At 73.9% G+C, this 16,679-nt stretch carries 14 protein-coding genes; 6 read left to right on the top strand and 8 right to left on the bottom strand.

Features of this window, described 5'->3' with window-relative positions:
* Positions 1-6: 6 nt before the first annotated feature.
* Positions 7-825, bottom strand: coding sequence for an NAD(P)H-binding protein (locus AB0C28_RS32130; protein WP_357859887.1), 819 nt, complete (start codon positions 823-825; stop codon positions 7-9).
* A gap of 84 nt (positions 826-909) precedes the next feature.
* On the opposite strand from AB0C28_RS32130, the gene AB0C28_RS32125 reads away from it, so the two are divergent.
* A complete protein-coding gene (locus tag AB0C28_RS32125) occupies positions 910-1,476 on the top strand; it encodes a TetR/AcrR family transcriptional regulator (protein WP_357859890.1) in 567 nt (188 codons plus the stop codon).
* A gap of 70 nt (positions 1,477-1,546) precedes the next feature.
* Here AB0C28_RS32125 and AB0C28_RS32120 read toward each other — a convergent pair whose 3' ends face one another.
* A complete protein-coding gene (locus AB0C28_RS32120) occupies positions 1,547-2,860 on the bottom strand; it encodes an FAD-binding oxidoreductase (RefSeq protein ID WP_358079746.1) in 1,314 nt (437 codons plus the stop codon).
* 143 nt (positions 2,861-3,003) lie between these two features.
* On the opposite strand from AB0C28_RS32120, the gene AB0C28_RS32115 reads away from it, so the two are divergent.
* A complete protein-coding gene (locus AB0C28_RS32115; RefSeq protein WP_358079744.1) occupies positions 3,004-3,759 on the top strand; it encodes a class I SAM-dependent methyltransferase in 756 nt (251 codons plus the stop codon).
* Between the two features lie 205 nt (positions 3,760-3,964).
* Complete coding sequence (locus tag AB0C28_RS32110; RefSeq protein WP_357859899.1) at positions 3,965-4,777, top strand: aminoglycoside 3'-phosphotransferase; 813 nt, start codon at positions 3,965-3,967, stop codon at positions 4,775-4,777.
* Here the strand turns inward: AB0C28_RS32110 and AB0C28_RS32105 are convergent.
* The 3 genes from AB0C28_RS32105 to AB0C28_RS32095 form a co-directional block, all read right to left on the bottom strand.
* Positions 4,750-6,930 (bottom strand): LLM class flavin-dependent oxidoreductase, encoded by a 2,181-nt coding sequence (locus AB0C28_RS32105; RefSeq protein WP_358079742.1) that lies wholly within the window; start codon positions 6,928-6,930, stop codon positions 4,750-4,752. The two genes, AB0C28_RS32110 and AB0C28_RS32105, sit on opposite strands and share 28 nt — an antisense overlap.
* Complete coding sequence (locus AB0C28_RS32100; RefSeq protein WP_357859905.1) at positions 6,927-7,853, bottom strand: LLM class flavin-dependent oxidoreductase; 927 nt, start codon at positions 7,851-7,853, stop codon at positions 6,927-6,929. Before AB0C28_RS32100 ends, AB0C28_RS32105 begins: the two co-directional genes overlap by 4 nt.
* A gap of 142 nt (positions 7,854-7,995) precedes the next feature.
* A complete protein-coding gene (locus AB0C28_RS32095; protein WP_346112990.1) occupies positions 7,996-8,487 on the bottom strand; it encodes a MarR family winged helix-turn-helix transcriptional regulator in 492 nt (163 codons plus the stop codon).
* Positions 8,488-8,595: 108 nt separating this feature from the next.
* Between AB0C28_RS32095 and AB0C28_RS32090 the strand changes: the two genes are divergently transcribed.
* The gene (locus AB0C28_RS32090; RefSeq protein WP_357859908.1) at positions 8,596-9,255 is read left to right on the top strand and encodes a hypothetical protein; all 660 of its coding nucleotides are present in this window, start codon (positions 8,596-8,598) and stop codon (positions 9,253-9,255) included.
* Between the two features lie 48 nt (positions 9,256-9,303).
* Here the strand turns inward: AB0C28_RS32090 and AB0C28_RS32085 are convergent, their stop codons facing one another.
* Entirely contained in the window at positions 9,304-9,891 is a 588-nt protein-coding gene (locus tag AB0C28_RS32085) for a TetR family transcriptional regulator (RefSeq protein WP_358079740.1), read from the bottom strand.
* A 76-nt stretch (positions 9,892-9,967) separates the two neighbouring features.
* Here AB0C28_RS32085 and AB0C28_RS32080 point away from each other — a divergent pair, with 76 nt between their 5' ends.
* Positions 9,968-10,753, top strand: coding sequence for an SDR family oxidoreductase (locus tag AB0C28_RS32080; RefSeq protein WP_358079902.1), 786 nt, complete (start codon positions 9,968-9,970; stop codon positions 10,751-10,753).
* A 5-nt stretch (positions 10,754-10,758) separates the two neighbouring features.
* Here AB0C28_RS32080 and AB0C28_RS32075 read toward each other — a convergent pair whose 3' ends face one another.
* The gene (locus tag AB0C28_RS32075) at positions 10,759-13,566 is read right to left on the bottom strand and encodes a WD40 repeat domain-containing protein (protein ID WP_358079738.1); all 2,808 of its coding nucleotides are present in this window, start codon (positions 13,564-13,566) and stop codon (positions 10,759-10,761) included.
* A 106-nt stretch (positions 13,567-13,672) separates the two neighbouring features.
* Positions 13,673-15,307 carry an alpha-L-arabinofuranosidase C-terminal domain-containing protein gene (locus AB0C28_RS32070; RefSeq protein WP_358079736.1) on the bottom strand — a complete coding sequence of 545 codons (1,635 nt, stop codon included), beginning with the start codon at positions 15,305-15,307 and terminating at the stop codon, positions 13,673-13,675.
* A 297-nt stretch (positions 15,308-15,604) separates the two neighbouring features.
* On the opposite strand from AB0C28_RS32070, the gene AB0C28_RS32065 reads away from it, so the two are divergent.
* Positions 15,605-16,594, top strand: a complete 990-nt coding sequence (locus AB0C28_RS32065) for an endonuclease/exonuclease/phosphatase family protein (RefSeq protein WP_358079734.1) — start codon at positions 15,605-15,607, stop codon at positions 16,592-16,594.
* Positions 16,595-16,679: the final 85 nt, after the last annotated feature.

The raw sequence follows: 16,679 nt of genomic DNA, 5'->3' as shown, positions 1-16,679 counted from the left end.
CGGTGGTCATGGGCGGAAGGCGGCGGCGTTGCGGACGGCCCAGTCGGCGAAGGAGCGCGGGGCGCGGCCCAGGAGGCGCTCCACGTCGAGGCTGACCCGCTGCTCGGCGGCGAGCGGCGTGCCGAGGATGGCCAGGGTGCCCTCGACGACCGGCTCCGGCATGAACCGCAGCATCTCCGCGCGGGCCTGCTCCGGCGTCTGCTCGACGAAGCTCACCGGCGCGCCGATGGCCTGCCCGATCGCGGCGGCCCTGTCGCGCGGGGTGACGGGCGCGGGTCCGGTCAGCTCGTACGTACGCCCGCCGTGCCCGTCCTGCCGCAGCACCACGGCCGCGACCTCGGCGATGTCGGCCGGATCGACGACCGGCAGCCCCACCCCGGCGAACGGCGCGGCGGCGGTGCGGTGCGCCCGGATCGGCTCGGCCCAGGCCAGGGCGTTGGAGGCGAAGCCGCCCGGCCGCAGGATCGTCCACTCCAGCCCGGACTCGCGCACCGCCCGCTCGAAGGCGGCCGGATGCTCGTACGCCTGCGGCCTCGTCCCCGCCCCCTGGGAGGAGAGCAGGACGACGCGCCTGATGCCGCCCGCCTTGGCGGCGTCCAGGACGGCGCGCGGGTCGGGGCCGGCGACGAGCAGGAACAGCGCGTCGGCGCCGTCGAAGGCGTCCTTCAGCGTCGCCGGGTCCTCCAGGTCGCCGGCGCTGCGCCGGACACCCTCGGGGAACGTCGCGGGCCGGCGGGAGAGCGCGGTCACCCGCTCGCCGGCCGCGACGAGCTGACGGACGAGCTCGCCGCCGACGTTGCCGGTGGCACCTGTCACTACGATCATGAACTGCTCCTGCGAGTTAGTTAGTTGACTGACTTAGATCGAGACCATAGCGAGTCACGGGGGCGCTTGTCTATAGTGAGTCAGGTGACTAACTCAACCCGGGCGGGGAAGCGGGAACGGCTCGCGGGCGCCGCCGTGCGTGTGCTGCACGAGCAGGGGGTCGAGAAGACGACCCTGGCCGACATCGCGCGCGCGGCCGACGTCCCCGTGGGCAACGTCTACTACTACTTCAAGACGAAGGACCAGCTCATCGAGGCGGCCATCGAGGCGCACGGCCACCACCTGGAGACGATGCTCGGCGAGCTGGGCCGGCTCGCCGAGCCCCGGGATCGGCTCAAGGCCCTGCTGCGGGGCTGGATCGGCGAGCGCGACCTCACCGCCCAGTACGGCTGCCCGACCGGCACCCTCGCCTCCGAGCTGGACAAACGCGACGACGGCCTGGACCGGGCCATCGCCACGGTGATGGCCCGGCTGCTCGCGTGGGTGGAGGAGCAGTTCGCGGCCATGGGACGCGCGGACGCCAAGGAGCTGGCGGTGGCGCTGTTCGCCTCGTACCAGGGGGCGGCCCTGCTGACCAACACCTTCCGGGACCCGGACCTGATGGCCACGGAAGGGGCCCGCCTGGAGCGCTGGATCGACTCCCTGACCTGAGCCCGCCCGCGCCCGGACGGGCGGGGCGGGGGGCGGCCAGGCGAGGGGTCGGGTACCCGCCGTTCTTCGGTCAGCCCAGGACGGGGAAGTTGGCGCGGATCACGCCGTGCGGGTCGCGGGCCCGCTTGATCGCCCGCAGCCGTTCCAGGTCAGGCCCGGTGAAGGCCGCCGCGGCCCGTTCTCCGCCCGCCAGCATCGTGTACGGCTTGCGCCCGCTGACCCGCTCCCCCAGTTCCTCGGCGAAGCGCCGCTGCCTGGCCCCCACGGCCGCGCCCACCTCCGGATTGAACGCGAGGCCGAAGGTGGACAGCAGGTACGGCTCGGTCATGGGACCGCTCGGCCCTCCGTCCGGCCGGGCGGCGGCCAGCGCCCCGCCCAGGTGCCTGAGCTGGATCCCGACCACCGGTTCCGCGGGCGTGTCCAGCAGGATCTCCGCCACCGCGTCGTCCAGGCCGGTCAGCAGCTCGGCGCGGGAGCGCGCGGGCGCCGGCTCGGTCGGCTCGGCGGTGACGGCGCCGAGCTCGGCCACGGCGACCGGCCCCCGGCTGTCGGAGAGCGCGTCGCCGATCTTGTCGAGCCGGGCGAGCAGCGCCTTGCCGTCGCCCTCCTCACCGAGGTAGGTGACGTCCAGGGTGACGAGGGGCGGCGCCTGGGGCAGGCTTACCCGGTTGAACCAGACGCTCAGCTCGTCAGGCGCGTCGAAGGTGATCTCGCGGAAGACCTCGAACACCTCCCCGGCCCGATCGCCTGACCAGACGACCCTCCCCCCGTACAGGGCGGGAGCGGGGTGCAGGTCGAACTCGACCGCCGTGACCAGCGCGAAGTCGCCACCGCCGCCGCGCAGCGCCCAGAACAGGTCGGGGTCGGAGGAGGCGGTCACGGTGGCGGACTCCCCGCCGGCCCGCACCACCTCGAAGGCGCGTACGCTGTCGGCGGCGAACCCGTACCGGCGGCCGAACCAGCTGAGGCCGCCGCCCAGCGTGTAGCCGGTCACGCTCACGACGGGGTTGCTGCCCGCCAGCCCGGTCAGGCCGAGCGGCCCGGCCGCGGCCAGCGTCTCCCCCCACGTCACCCCGGCACCGACCCGGGCCACCCGCTCCTCCGCGCGCACCTCGACACCGCCGAGCCGCCGGGTGCGCAGCAGCACGACCCCGTCGGCGTCGCCGGAGGCGCCGTGCCCGCTGGGCTGCGCGCTCACCGCCAGCCCGGCCCCGGCCGCGTACCGGACGACGGCGGCGACGTCGTCGGCGTGCGCGGCCTCCACCACGGCGGCCACGCGCTGCTCAACCGACAGGTTCCACGCCCTGGCCGCCTGCTCGAAACCGTCGTCGCCGGGCAGCAGCACCCGCCCCGTCACCGTGCCGCGCAGGTCCGCGTTCGTCATGTTCTCCTCCAGTCGTCATCGGCCTCCGGTCGTCCGGAGGCATCGCTATGACGGAGGCCGCGCAGGAGATGTGACGGCGAACGCCGGAGTCCGGCGGAAAAGGCTTTGGGGCGTGGCGGCGCCGTCCGGCATATTGCCTGTCCATGGAACGCGAACTGATCAGCCACCTCGCCCACGGCGACCACCCCATCGCCGCGCCCGTCTCCGAGGGTGAGCTCGTCCGCCTGCTCACCAGGGCCGCCCTGCCGCCCCGGGCCCGCATCCTGGACCTGGGCTGCGGTGAGGGTGCGTGGCTGACGAGGGCGCTGACGCTCTACCCGGACGCGACGGCCGACGGGGTGGACCTCTCCGAGTCCGGCCTGGCCGCGGCGGCCGAGGAGGCGGGCCGGCGCGGCGTGTCCGACCGGCTGCGGCTGCACCGCACGTCCGCCGCCGACTATGCGAGCGCGGAGCCGTACGACCTGGTGCTGTCGGTGGGGGCCACGCACGCCTTCGGCGGGCTCGCGCCGACGCTGGCCGCCGTCCGCGACCACCTGCGGCCGTCGTCGGGGCTGGCGCTGGTCGGCGAGGGCTTCTGGGAGCGCCCGCCGACCGCTCCGCTGCTCACCGTGCTGGGGGCCGAGCCGGACGAGTACGCGGACCTGGCCGGCACGGTGGAGCGCATGGAGGCCGCCGGGTACGCCGTGATCCACGGCCACACGAGCACGCTCGACGAGTGGGACGAGTACGAATGGTCGTGGACCGGCACGCTCACCCGCTGGGCGCTCGCCCATCCGGGTCCCGACGGTGACGCGGCCCTGGCGGCGGCGCGGGAGCACCGCGAGATGTGGCTGCGCGGCTACCGCGGCATCCTGGGCTTCGTCACACTCCTCCTCCACCAGGCACCACCCACCGGCTGACCTCCACCAGGCCCTCCGCTTCGCCGGTTCGGCGGCCTGCTCGGCCGCCGGACCGGCGCATGGCCCGCGCCACCTCCGCCCACGTGCCGTCCACGCTTCCGCCCGCGTGCCACCCGCCGCCCGTGCCTCCGCCCGTGCCTCCGCGCCGCACCCCGGGGATAATGCGTTGTCAGCGGGTCCGTCCGGCTGGAAGGATCCCGTTCCTGTGAGTCGTTCCGCCGCCGCCGAGATCCCCACCGGCCCTGTCACCGTCCCCGCCGTCATCGCCGAGCTGGCCGGTGACGACGTCATCACCCCTGTGTGGCGCAACGAGCTGGGTGGGCTGACGTTCCGGCTCGACGGTGCGCGCGGCGACGTCCGCTACGCCAAGTGGGTCGCCGCCGGCACCCCTGAGATCGATCTCGGGGCCGAGGCCGAGCGGCTGGCCTGGGCGGGGCGGTGGGTGCGGGTGCCGCCGGTGCTCACCCACGGCGCGGACGCCGACGGGGCGTGGCTGGTGACCGCTGCCGTGCCCGGCGTGTCCGCGGTGGACGCGCGCTGGGCCGACGCCCCGGCCGTCGCGGCGACGGCCATCGGGCGGGGGCTGCGGATCCTGCACGACGCGCTGCCCATGGCGGAGTGCCCGTTCGACTGGAGTGTCGAACGGCGGCTGCCCCGGGTGGCCGAGCGGATCGCCGACGGCGAGGGGCCCGGCGACTGGGCTCCCGAGCACCGCGCGCTCACCCTGGCCGACGCGCGGGCGCGGCTCGAAGCGCCCCCGTCGATCGACCGGCTGGTGGTGTGCCACGGCGACGCGTGCGTGCCGAACACGCTGCTGCTCGACGACGGCACGGTCTCCGCGCACGTCGATCTCGGCTCGCTCGGGGTCGCGGACCGCTGGGCCGACCTCGCGGTCGCCGCATGGAGCGCCGAGGAGGACTACGGGCCCGGCCACGACGCCCACGTCTACGCGGGCTACGGGATCGAGCCGGATGCCGAGCGCATCGCGTACTACCGGCTGCTCTGGGACCTGGCCTGATCCGGTTCGGGTGAGACGTTGAAGTTGTCGCGGAAGACGTTGTCCGGGTCGTAGCGGCGTTTGAGCGCCCGCAGCCGGCGCAGATGGGCGTCCGGGTAGGCGTCGTGCAGGCGCTCGGGGCGCAGGTCGGTCTCGAAGTTGATGTAGAGGCCGGAGAAGTGGGACAGCATCGCGTCCCAGGCGCGGTCCAGGGCGCGGCGGTTCGCGCCGAACGCGACGAGCTGGAAGTTCGCCGAGCGCCCGGCGTAGGCGGTCGCGTCGGCGGGCACGTCGGCCACGGCGCCGCCGACCGCGCGGATCGAGAAGAAGTACGACAGCCCGCCCGCGATCAGCCGGCCCACGTCGCCGGCCAGCGCGGGCGTGAGGTGGTCGGCCAGCGCGGACCTGGTCACCGGCTCGCCCTGGCCGTCGTGGGGAGCCTGCGGGGCGTTCATGATCGCCTCGTACGGCAGCACCTGGATGGAGTAGTCGAGCACCGGGGCCACGTCGGCGAGGGGCTGCAGGCGGGCGACGATCGTCTCGGCGTCACGGGAGTCGACGACGGCCATGACCTGGGCCACGGTCGGCTGCCCCAGGCGTGGCCGGCCGATGATGAGGAAGCTGGTCAGGTCGCGCGGGGCGGCCTCCATGACGGCGCCCCACCGTTCGAGGAACCCGGCCGTATCGGAGGCGTCCATCACGAACTGCCCGAAACCCACCTCGCTCACCTCGTCGGCCTCGAACTCGAACGAGGTGACGATGCCGAAGTTCGCCCCGGCGCCGCGTACGCCCCAGAACAGCTCGGCGTCCTCCTCCTCGTCGGCGCGCACCCGGGTGCCGTCGGCCAGCACCATCTCCACGGCGCGCAGGTGATCGACGGTGAGGCCGTGCTCGCGGACGAGCCAGCCGATGCCGCCCGACGTGGCCAGGCCTCCGACGCCCACGCCGCCGTAATCGCCTGAGCTCAGCGCCCAGCCGTGCGGGGCGAGCGCGGCGGCGACGTCGCGCCAGCGCGCGCCCGGCTCGACGCGGACGCGCCTGGTGGCCTTGTCGAGGATCTCGACGGCGTGCAGGCGGGACAGGTCGATGACGATGCCGCCGTTGTTGGTCGAACGGCCGCTGATGCCGTGGCCGCCGCTGCGCACGGACAGCTTCACCGGCTGCGTACGAGCGAAGCGCACGGCCTCGGCGACCTCGCCCGGGGTGCCGGGGCGCAGGACCAGGCCGGGTGACCCGCCGCGCAGGTAGGTCGAGCGCACCCGGCCGTAACCGGCGTCCCCCGGCTCGATCGCGGTGCCGGCCAGCGACTCGGGGACGGCGTCGTAGGCGATGCCGTCGCGGCGGTGGCGGCGGACGTTCAGGCTGGGGACCCGCTCCGACCTGGGGATCTCGCCCCGGGCTTCGCGCAACGCCGGGGCGACGTCGGTGGCGAAGCGGTGGATGGTGGCGGGGTCGTCGGTGGCGAGGACGAGCGTGCTGACGCCCTGGTCGAGGATCAGGGGGAGCAGGGCGGAGATCCAGCGTTCCGGCGCGCCGGTGAAGCGGCCCGTGATGTGGGTCAGGCGGTGGATCTCGCGCGGGTCGCGCCCGGCCGCGACGGCGGCCTGATCGATGACGGCATTGACCCCCGCCCAGCCGTCGCCGGTGGTCTGGAGCCAGGCGTCCGCCTTGGTGCCGACCAGGTGCAGAAGGGCCGGATCCGGGGCGCCGGTGAGCAGGATCGGGATGTTGTGCGCGGGGGCGGGCCCGCGTTCGGCGCCCGCCAGCCGATGATGCTCGCCGTCGAAGCTGAAGGGTGAGCGGACGTGCGCCGTCCAGATGCCCCGTACGACGTCGATCGCCTCGTCCAGGCCGGGACCCGCGCCCAGGACCAGCTCGACGCGCCCGTCCGCGAGCAGGTCGAGGCTGGCCGCCGCCCGCGCCACGACGGCGGGGTTGAACCCTGTCCCGCCCGTGGCGCCGGCCTCGGCGGCGAGGTGGATGCGGGCGGTGCGGGCGGCGGTCCAGCCCAGCAGCGTCCACGGGTCGAGCCCCGAGGAGCCCGGCCGGAACGACACGAGGTCGTAGCCCAGCTCCTCCCCCAGCCGCGCACGCTCCACGGCCGCCTCAGGACCGTCATCCCCAGGGGTGAGCAGGAGGCCGAGGCGCAGCGGATGCCGGTAGTCCACGCTCATCGCCCCGCTCCGGCGACGCCGCTGCCGCGCGTCGCGCGTTCGGTGGCCACCAGGTCCCGCACGAGCGGCGCCACCTCCTCGCCGAACGTCCTGATGGTGGCGGCGTCGTCGCCCATGACGATGTAGCCGGACAGGCCGTACTCCAGGGTCAGCGCGGCGAGCTGTTCCGCCCACTGCTCGGGCGGCCCGGACAGGAGCCGGTCACTGCGCGGCCCGAAGCGCCCGCCGATGTTGAGCAGCCGGCGGACGGCGGCGGGCTCACGCCCCGCCTCCACGGCGGCCGCGTCGATGATCTCGTTGGCCTTGGCGATCTCGTCCAGGCTCTTCAAGAACTGCAGCGACGGCAGCCACCCGTCGGCCTTGGCCCCGGTCAGGCGGAGCATCTTCGGCTTGTACGCCCCCAGCCAGATGCCGATGTCGTGCGCCGGGGCGGGCCCGCGCTTGGCCCCGTCGACCTGGTAGTACGTCCCGTCCACGCGGAACAGGGACCGGTCGTCCACGTTCCAGACGCCGCGGATGACGTCGATGGCCTCGCTCAGCGCCTCGACGGCCTGCCCTGGGGTGAGCCGCCGCCCGCCCATGGCCTCGATCGCGTCCCAGAAGGCGCCCGAGCCGAGCCCCAGCTCGAACCGGCCTCCGCTGAGCAGGTCGAGGCTGGCCGCGGCCCTGGCGAGCACGGCCGGCGGGCGGAGCGGGAGGTTGATGACGTTGCCCGACAGGCGGATGCGCTCGGTCCGCGCGGCGGCGTACGACAGCAGCGTCCAGGTGTCGAGGAAGGCCGACTGGTAGGGGTGGTCCTGGAAGGTGGCCAGGTCCAGGCCCGCGGCCTCCGACTCCTGTACGAGCGAGACGACCTCCTGGGGCGAGGCGTTCGCGGGGGTGATGAAGGATCCGAACATGAGCTCGTGGCCGTAGTCAGGCATGTGCCCTCCCCTTGCGCCCTCCGACAGGGCAGATGTGTTGTCACAAAGAATATCTAGATGCCAGACGAGTGGCACAACAGCAAGTTGCACGCGGCAATTCCTCGCGCATACAACTACTTAGCCGACGGTGGGCCGGCGCGGCTCAGGCGCCGTCCGCGAGCACCTGTTCGGCCACCTCGCACGGGTCGGTGGCGGGCTCGATGTCGCGCACGTCACAGGCCACCCGCCGCAGCAGGCCCCTGAACGTCTCCCGTTCGGCCGCGTCGAGCGCGCCGAGCAGGCCGTCCTCGGCCTCGCGGACGCGCCGCTCCAGCTTCTCGAACGCGCGCACGCCGTCCGACGTGGCCACGATCCTGCGCTGGCGGCGGTCGGCCGGGTTGAGCCGCCGCTCGACCAGGCCCGCCCGGACGAGGTCGTCGACGAGGTACGTCATCACGGTCCTGTCGATGCCCAGATGCGCGGCCAGGGCGAGCTGGGTCGGATGATCCCCGGCCACCACGGCGGCGAGGGTCTGGTAGCCGCGCGGGCCGTGCGGCAGGTCGCCGATCACGGTGACGACCGAGCTCTGGTACGCCCGCAGCAGCACGCCGAGCGTCCAGCCGAGATTGTCCTCACCGGACCGCTGGCTGCTCATGCGGCCCAGCATAGCCAGTGGCCGATCCCCGGGAACGCTTCGGAAGACGTTTCAGAAAACCGTGAAGCGTGACGAAGGGGATTCCGGACGCCGCTAACGTGGCCTCCCATGACGTACGGCCCTCACCAGCCCCCTCATCCCGCGCCCTATCCCCCGCAGCAGCCCCCGAGGTCCTTCGGCCCGCCTCCCGTGGTGATCGACGTCGGCGGCGACGCCAAGGTGAAGGCGATGATCGGCGGCGCCGTCTCGGGCGTGATCGGGCTCTTCGTGATCGTCTCGACGCTGACCGGGCAGACCACGGGCGGGGCGGGCACGGCGGTCGTGGCCGGGCTGCTGGGGCTAATCTTCCTGGGCATCGGCCTGCTGCCGGTGTTCGCGTGGAAGAAGCTCAGCCGGCCACGCAAGCTGGTGTTCGACGGGTTCGGCGTGCGCTGGGACGATCCGAAGGGCACGCCGTGGGCGGTGGCGTGGGCGGAGCTGTCGGGGGTGGGCATCTCGCGTACGCGGCAGCGCCGGGTCAAGCTCGCCGACTACATCTTCCGCAAGACGATGGTCCGGATGGACCTGTTCCCCGCCGACCAGGGGTTCCGCTCGCGTCATCCGGAGATGGAGCACCTGTGGGAGTTCCACACGGTCAAGAACGGCTACCGGCTGCCGCTCGGGTCGAACCCCAAGTACATTCCGGTCATCGAGGGCGCCATGCGGCAGTACCGGCCGGGGGCGTACCTGGGGGTCAAGGACGAAGGGTTCATGATCGGGCTCGTCTGAGCGCCGCTCGATGAAGGCCGCGCGGCGCCGTCTCGCCCCGCGTGGCCTTCATCGAGCGGCGTCGCCGACCGGGACGGTCGGCGAGAGGGTGGCGCGCAGGTCGTCGAAGGTCTGCAGGAGGTGCGCGTCCAGGCTCTGCGCGGAGTCGTCGATCCAGGACTGGATCGCGTGGTGGAAGGCGGCCCACCCGGTCTGAGCGGCCAGGACGGCCGGTCGGTCGGCGACACCGCGCCGCCGCAGCGCCTCCGCCACGGCCTCGGCCATCGCCGCGGCCTTGGCCAGGTCACGCTCGCGCAGCGCCGGCGTCTCCGCGATGACCCGCAGCCGCGGCTCCGCGAAGGGCCGGTTGCCCTCAAGGATGTGCTCGACCTTCCTGAACGCGTGCAGCAGCAGGTCGAGCGGCTGGAGACCACCGGGCGCCGCTGCCACCGCCTGGGTCAGAGCCGCGCGCAGGTCGGACTCGCCGTCGAAGAGCACCTCGCGCTTGTCGGGGAAGTGCCGGAAGAACGTGCGTTCGTTGACACCGGCCCTGGCGGCGATCTCGGCCGTGGTGGTCCGGTCGAACCCGCGTTCCCGATACAGCTCCAGAGCCGCCTGCTGAAGGCGGCGGCGCGCTTCTGCTCCGCTCCGTGGCACGCTCCCCAGGATACGCATACGTCAGTCACTGGCACTACTTGACGCCAGTAACTGACGCTACGTACAGTCGGCGCGGCTGAAAGCCCTGGGTGCCACACCGCACCCCGGCTCGCTGGACGACCTCGGCAGTCTGCGCGACGGCGCCGAGGCCGCCGACGGCGTTCTCCACATGGCGTACGGCGGCGACTTCTCCGATCTCGACGACATGATGCGGCGCGACAGGACCGCGATCGAGACGCTCGACCGACCGCTGGAAGGCTCGGGCAGGCCACTCGTCGTCACGTCGGGCACGCTGGTCATGCCCGCCGGCCGGCTGAGCACCGAGGAGGACGAGCCCGACGCGGCCGGGATCGCCGCCTTCCGCATCGCCGGTGAGCGGGCGTGCCTGGACTTCGCCGCCCGGGGTGTGCGCGCGGGTGTGGTGCGCCTGGCTCCGACCGTACATGGTCCTTCGGACCACGGCTTCATCCCGATGCTCATCGCCACCGCACGCGAGACCGGTGTCTCGGCGTACGTGGGCGACGGCGCGAACCGGTGGCCCGCGGTGCATCGGCTCGACGCGGCGGTCCTGTTCCGGCTGACGCTGGAGCGGGCGCCCGCGGGCAGCGTGCTGCACGGGGTGGCCGAAAGCGGCATCACCTTCAGGAGCATCGCGGAGGTGATCGCCCGGGGCCTGGGCGTGCCGGCGGTCTCACTGACCCCGTCCGAGGCCGCCACGCACTTCGTCAGCCCGTTCATGGCTGTCGTCTACGGCTTCGACGGGCCCGTCTCCAGCTCTCTCACCCGGGAGGCGCTCGGCTGGTCACCCGTGCACCCGTCGCTGCTCGACGACCTGGAGCACGGCGAATACCTGGCCGCCTGATGTTCTCATGGGCAGACGTCGCGGTACGGCAGACCGGGCACGTAGGCCGCCCACTCCTCGCGGGTCAGCGAGCGCGCCGCCTGGGCACAGGCCGTGGCCGTCACGTCGCCGGTGAGCGCGGTGGTGTCCCATTTCCAGACGGTGTACGCGTCCCCGGTGACCTGCACGAGGTCGGCCACCGCCGCCACGAGTTCTTTGCCGTCACCGGTGAACGCCAGCGCCCGCACCTCCCCGCCATGCCCGGCCAGTGGCGGTCCCAGGGGGCGGCCGGTGGCGGTGTCCCACAGGCGTATGGTGCGGTCCTGGCCGCCTGTGGCGAGGAACGTGCCGTCGGGGGCGAAGGCCACGGCGCGGACCGAGCCGGTGTGTCCGATGAGCGGGGCTCCGTGGGGGCGGGCGGCGGGCGGGGCACCCTGAGGGTGAGCGGTGGGCGGGGAACTTTGGGGCTGGGCGGTGAGCGGGGCACCCTGGGGGCGGGCGGTGGCCACGTCCCAGAGGCGGGCCCGCTGGTCCTCGCCGCCCGACAGGAGCAGGCGTCCGTCCGGGGCGAAGGCGAGGGAGGTCACGGGCAGGGCGTGGGCGCGCAGCGTGCCGCGTGAGCGAGCGGCCGCCACGTCCCACAGCAGCACGGAGCCGTCCGAGGTCCCCACGGCCAGCAACGCGCCACGCGGATCGAAGGCCGCCGCCGTCACCCTCCCCGCGTATCCGGCGGGACCGACTCTCGCCTGCCCGCCAGGCATCGCCCAGATCCAGACCGCACCGCCCGCCTCCCGCCCCGCCGTCTCACCGACCGCCCCCTGCTCTGGCGCCCCACCATCCGACCCCTGGCCCGACGCCCCACCACTCGGCACCCGGCCCCCTGCTCCGGGGTCCTCGGACGGGACTTCGGTGGCCAGCAGGCGGCCGTCCGGGCTGTACGCGAGAGGGCGGCCGCGGATCGAGGCAGGGCCTTCGAGGATGGTGGTGTTCAGGCCGCGGGCGGCGTCGTCGGCACCGGAGGCGGCCAGGACGCGGCCGTCCGGGCTGAGGGCCATGCCGTCCACGAGGTCGTCGGGACGGATGCGCAGCCGTTCACCGAGCCGGCGGGCACTCTTCACGTCCCACGACCACACGGCCCCGTACCCGGGCGTCGTTCCGTCGTACGGCTGGACCACGAGCCTGGCCGCGTCGGCGCTCAGGACGGCCTGGGTGGTGTCCTGACGCTCGTACCAGCGGTCGGGCATCGGCCGGTCGGCCGGGACCTCGCCGCCCGCACCGCTCGTGCCCGGCAGGGTGAGCCGGTGCCGGACGCCACGCGGGACCCGCCACAGACGCACGGTGGCGTCGGCGCCCGCGCTGGCCAGCAGGTCACCGCCGGGGCTGAAGGCGACGGCGTTGACGGCGTGCGTGTGCCCGGTCAGCGGCTCACCGAGCGGGCGGCGGGCGCGTACGTCCCAGAGCCTGATCGTCGCGTCCTGGCCGGCCGTGGCGAGGACGCTCCCGTCGGGGTTGAAGGCCGCCGAGGTGATCAGGCCGGTGTGGCCGGTGAGCGGCCGTCCCATGGCGCGCCTGGTGGCGACGTTCCAGAGCTGGATGTGCTCGCTGCCCGTGGTGCCGGCCAGGATCCTGCCGCCCGGCCCGAACGCGAGCGCGCCCGCCTCCTCACGCGGCTCCGGCACGACGCTCCCCCGGGCGGGCCGCAGCGGGTCTCCCGTCAGCCTGCCCGAGGTCACGTCGAACGTCCTGATGAGCCCGCCCGGGTACGCGGCCGCGAGGAGCGAGCCGTCCGGGCTGAACGCGACCGGTCCCGGGGCGCCGTCGAGGGAGTGCAGGGCCGCCACCGGCCTGCCCGAGCCGACATCCCACAGGCGGGAGGCGCCGGTGGAGCCGCTCGTCGTGGCCAGCAGCTTCCCGTCGGGACTGAACGCGGTCCAGCGCCGGCTCCACGGTGCGCTCTCGCCGCCGCTCCAGCTCTCGCGGGTACGGGTGTCCCAGACGCGGACCTGCCCGGTCGCCGACGCGACGGCGAGGTGACGGCCGTCGCGACTGTACGCCACCGCCATCCCGTCCTCCATCCCCCTGTTCGCCATCCCACCGTCCGCAGTCCCACCGTCCGCAGTCCCACCGTCGGGCTGCCCGTTCCCGGTTTCCGCCTGCCCCGGCTCTCCCTGCCGTGGTTCGCCCTGCTCCGTCTCTGCCTCCCCCGACTCCCCCTGCGGCCACGGGACGGGGGTCAGGCCGTCCGTCTGCCACACGCGCAGCGGCGTGCCTCGGCCGGCGGCGGCCAGGGTGGCGCCGTCGGGGCCGAACGCGACCGCGTGCATCTCCCCGGGAAACCCGCCCAGCACGGCCAACTGCGGCGTGGCCGTGGCCGCACGGACGGCCGCCCTGGCCTTGACGGACGCGGGCACGATGCGGGCGGCGGCGACGGCGAGCAGCCTGGCGAGCTGCGGTGACTCGACGGCCATGGCCTGACTCTGGGCGCTGAGCTGCCGGCTGAGTGCCTGGTCACGCTCGACGCGGGCACGATCACGCTCGTCCAGGGTGGCGACGTTCACGACCACCAGGCCACCCACGACGACCAGCAACACCGCCACCAGCGCGGCCAGAACGGGGACCGGCTTGGCCAGACGCCACCCCCGCCGAGCGGCCACCGCATCCAAGAACCCACGTGGCACCCGGCCGACGGGCACCGGGCCCGGAGAGCCGCCCGACGCCCGACCGGCAGGCTCCACGTCCGGAAGGCCGCCCGACCCCCGGCCGGCGAGCGCCGGGTCCGGTGGGTCGTCCGCGGGCCGGTTGGTGGGTGGTGGGTCCGGGGAGTCGGCGGGCATCGCGGTCCTCCACGGGGCTGCGGACTGGCCACTCGTCACGCTAGTGAAACGGCGGCCTGCCCGCCCCTGACCGTGAACGCCTTGGTTCCGTTCCGGCCGACCGTGCTCACAGGGACAGTACGGTCACCGAGTGCGGCGGGATCGACCACGTGCCGTCGTCGGCCTCGACCCTCCCGAGGTCGCGTACGGCGACCGTGTCCGGCGCGCTCAGTGTGTTGACCGCGCCGAGGCCGGGCACGTCGGCGCCGAGGGTGTGGATCCGGGCGGCGGCGGGCGGGGCGCCGTCGTCGAGGACGAGCCGCAGCCGGACGGCAGTGTCGCGGTGCCGGTTGACCACGGCGACGCGCAGTGAGCCGTCGTCGGCGCGGGTGGCCGAGACGTCCAGGTAAGGGACGGTCATGGGTGCGGTGAGCAGGCTGCCGTCCGGCCCCCGGTTGTCCCCGAGGACGACCGAGGCGGTCCGCGACGGGCCCTCGACCTGGCTGGGCAGCACGGTGCGACCGGTGTGGTGCCGGTAGAGGTGCCAGATGTGGTAGATCGCCGAACGCACCGCGCCGCCGGGCCGGGCTACCACGAGGCCGTTCGCGTTCACCAGGTTGACGGGGTTGGCCATGGCGACGGGGGCGGGCAGGCCGGCGGTGCGGTGGATGGCGTGGAAGACGCCGGCGCAGAAGAGTGCGTCGGCGACCGTCCTGGGGCTCCACCGGTTCACCCGCACGGCCACGGGGTCGCCGGCCCCAGGGCCTCCGTCCCACGCGGTGGTTTCGCGCGGGGCGATGCCGCCGTCGGCGCCGGGCCGCGGTTCCGGCCAGCAGGCCGGTTCGAGGTGGCGCATCGTCCACTCGTCCAGCGCGAGCGCGGGCGGCCGGTCCAGTCCGGCGTCATGGGCGAGGGCGGTGACGAGCTGGGAGTAGGCGTGGATCTCACGCTCGAAGTAGAGCGACTGGGCCACCACCGCGTCGTAGTCGTCACCGGTCCACAGGTGAGTGCTGGCCCCGTACAAGTGCAGGGACAGGTAGTCGAGCAGGGAGCCGGCCCGCTTGAGCAGCGGGCGCGTCCACTCCTCCTGCCGCCACGGGATGCCGACCCCGACCAGCTTGACGCCCGGGTCGACCAGCCGCATGAACAGCGCGTGCTCACGCGCGGCGGCGGCGTACTGCCCGGCCGTGCGGTGGCCCATCTGCCACGGCCCGTAGACCTCGTTGCCGACGCCCCAGAAGCGCACCTTCCACGGCTCGGCCCGGCCGTTGCGGGCCCGGCGCGCGGTGAGCGTGGTGTCGCGGGCGGAGTTGGTGTACTCGATCCAGCGCACCGCCTCGTCCACGTCCCGCGCCGAGTGCACCAGGTACGGCTCCGCCCCCACCGCCTCGCACCAGGCCAGGAACTCGTCCGTGCCGAACCGGTTGGACTCCTGCCCGCCCCACGCCAGCTCCAGCCGGCTGGGCCGCTCGTCCCTGGGGCCGACGCCGTCCTCCCAGTGGTAGGCCGAGGTGAAGTTGCCACCCGGCCAGCGGATCGGACCTGGACCCAGCTCGCGGCAGAGCGCCAGCACGTCCGTACGCACACCGCGCAGCAGACCGGACCCGGTGACCGACAGGGGCGAGCCCTCGTCGAACACCCCGCCCTCGATGTTGCCGAAGAAGGCCGACTCCAGGAAGTGCCCGTAGACGTCGTCGTCGATGCGGCCCGACGGCCGGTGGGTGTCGACGGTGACGATGGCCTCGGGACCGTGGACTGGCATATCAGGAAGACTCCGTTCTCGTCGTGGCCGGCGTCGTTCCCAAGCCGCCGCCGGCGGTCTCCGCTTCGTGGCGGCCCCGGATCGGGCCACCCCGTGGATCGGCGGGATCGCGGCGGCCTGGCCCGGCCGCCGTCCCTCTTCCCGCCCGTCCACGGGAACCGTCATGCCCACCCCCGGCGCCCGCCGACCGGGCTCACGCGAACAGGCTCACCGGAAAAGTCATGCGGAACAGTCCTCATCCGGCGTGGAGAACGCTCCTCATCCGGCGTTAAGAATGGCCGCCTAGCGTGGGCGGCTGTGCTGGTGCGAGACGACGTGGAGACGGCGGGGGCGGCACGGCCCCGCCGGGTGTGGCGGGGCCGGGCGGTCATCGGGGTGAGCGTGCTGTTCGCGGCGGGGACGGCCGTGCGGGCCGGCGGGTGGGAGGCGGGCCCGCTGCTGGTGCCGCTGGTCTCCTTCACCCCCTACTTCGGGGTGGCGGCGCTGGTCGCGCTGGTGGTCGCGGTCGCCGTCAGGAGCCGGGCCGCGATCGCGATCCTGCTGGTGGTGTGCGGGTGCCTGGCCTGGTTCGTGGTGCCGCGGGCGATCCCGGGCGAGCCGGCTGCAGGAGGGCGCGTGCTGCGGGTGCTGACGGCCAACCTCAACGGCGGGCGCGGCGACGCGGCGGTGATCGTCGATCTCGTACGCAGGCTGGACGTCGACGTGCTGAGCATCCAGGAGCTCACGTTCGCGGTGCGCGACCGGCTGTCGGCCTCCGGGCTGGAGCGGCTGCTGCCGTACCAGGTCGGCCAGGCCGACTTCCGCGGCCCCGAGGGCAGCGGCGTGTACTCCCGCTACCCCCTGACCGAGCGGACCGGCCTGTTCCGGCCGGTCGGGCACCACATGCCGGTGGTCGAGGCGGCGCTGCCCGGCGGCTCGCCGGTGGAGATCGTGGTCGTGCATCCGGTCGCGCCGGTGCCCCGTACGGTGCCGGAATGGGAGGCCGGGGTCGCCACGCTGCCGCCCGCGCCGTCGTCGGGGCCGCCGCGCGTCCTGGCGGGCGACTTCAACGCGACCCTCGATCACGCGGTGCTCCGCCGGCTGCTGGACACCGGCTACACCGACGCGGCGGCCGCCACCGGGCAGGGGCTCGTTCCGACCTGGCCGTACGGACGCTCGCTGCCGCCGCTGGTGACCATCGACCACGTGCTGACGGACGCGCGGTCGGCGGCGGTGGGCGTGCGGGTGTTCGACGTGCCGGGGTCCGATCATCGTGCGCTCTTCGCCGACCTTCGAGTGAAGAGCTGACCATTTATCGGATATCTGCCGCTTATTTCGCTTCGGGCATGACGTAAAAATGAGTCTCCGCGTGCGGGCGTTTAGCTGCGACGGG

This window comes from Nonomuraea sp. NPDC048892 (assembly GCF_040649735.1).
GTDB classification, from domain to species: Bacteria; Actinomycetota; Actinomycetes; order Streptosporangiales; family Streptosporangiaceae; genus Nonomuraea; species Nonomuraea maheshkhaliensis.
Note: the sequence above shows the minus strand (reverse complement) of the source record. Positions and strands in the feature narration are given on the sequence as shown.

What these genes read in the sequence shown, in the direction of transcription:
- AB0C28_RS32100 (WP_357859905.1), bottom strand. Translation starts at nt 7,853, where the DNA reads ATGCCTGACTACGGCCACGAGCTCATGTTCGGATCCTTCATCACCCCC.
- AB0C28_RS32070 (WP_358079736.1), bottom strand. Translation starts at nt 15,307, where the DNA reads ATGCCAGTCCACGGTCCCGAGGCCATCGTCACCGTCGACACCCACCGG.
- AB0C28_RS32130 (WP_357859887.1), bottom strand. Translation starts at nt 825, where the DNA reads ATGATCGTAGTGACAGGTGCCACCGGCAACGTCGGCGGCGAGCTCGTC.
- AB0C28_RS32120 (WP_358079746.1), bottom strand. Translation starts at nt 2,860, where the DNA reads ATGACGAACGCGGACCTGCGCGGCACGGTGACGGGGCGGGTGCTGCTG.
- AB0C28_RS32095 (WP_346112990.1), bottom strand. Translation starts at nt 8,487, where the DNA reads ATGAGCAGCCAGCGGTCCGGTGAGGACAATCTCGGCTGGACGCTCGGC.
- AB0C28_RS32115 (WP_358079744.1), top strand. Translation starts at nt 3,004, where the DNA reads ATGGAACGCGAACTGATCAGCCACCTCGCCCACGGCGACCACCCCATC.
- AB0C28_RS32075 (WP_358079738.1), bottom strand. Translation starts at nt 13,566, where the DNA reads ATGCCCGCCGACTCCCCGGACCCACCACCCACCAACCGGCCCGCGGAC.
- AB0C28_RS32105 (WP_358079742.1), bottom strand. Translation starts at nt 6,930, where the DNA reads ATGAGCGTGGACTACCGGCATCCGCTGCGCCTCGGCCTCCTGCTCACC.
- AB0C28_RS32090 (WP_357859908.1), top strand. Translation starts at nt 8,596, where the DNA reads ATGACGTACGGCCCTCACCAGCCCCCTCATCCCGCGCCCTATCCCCCG.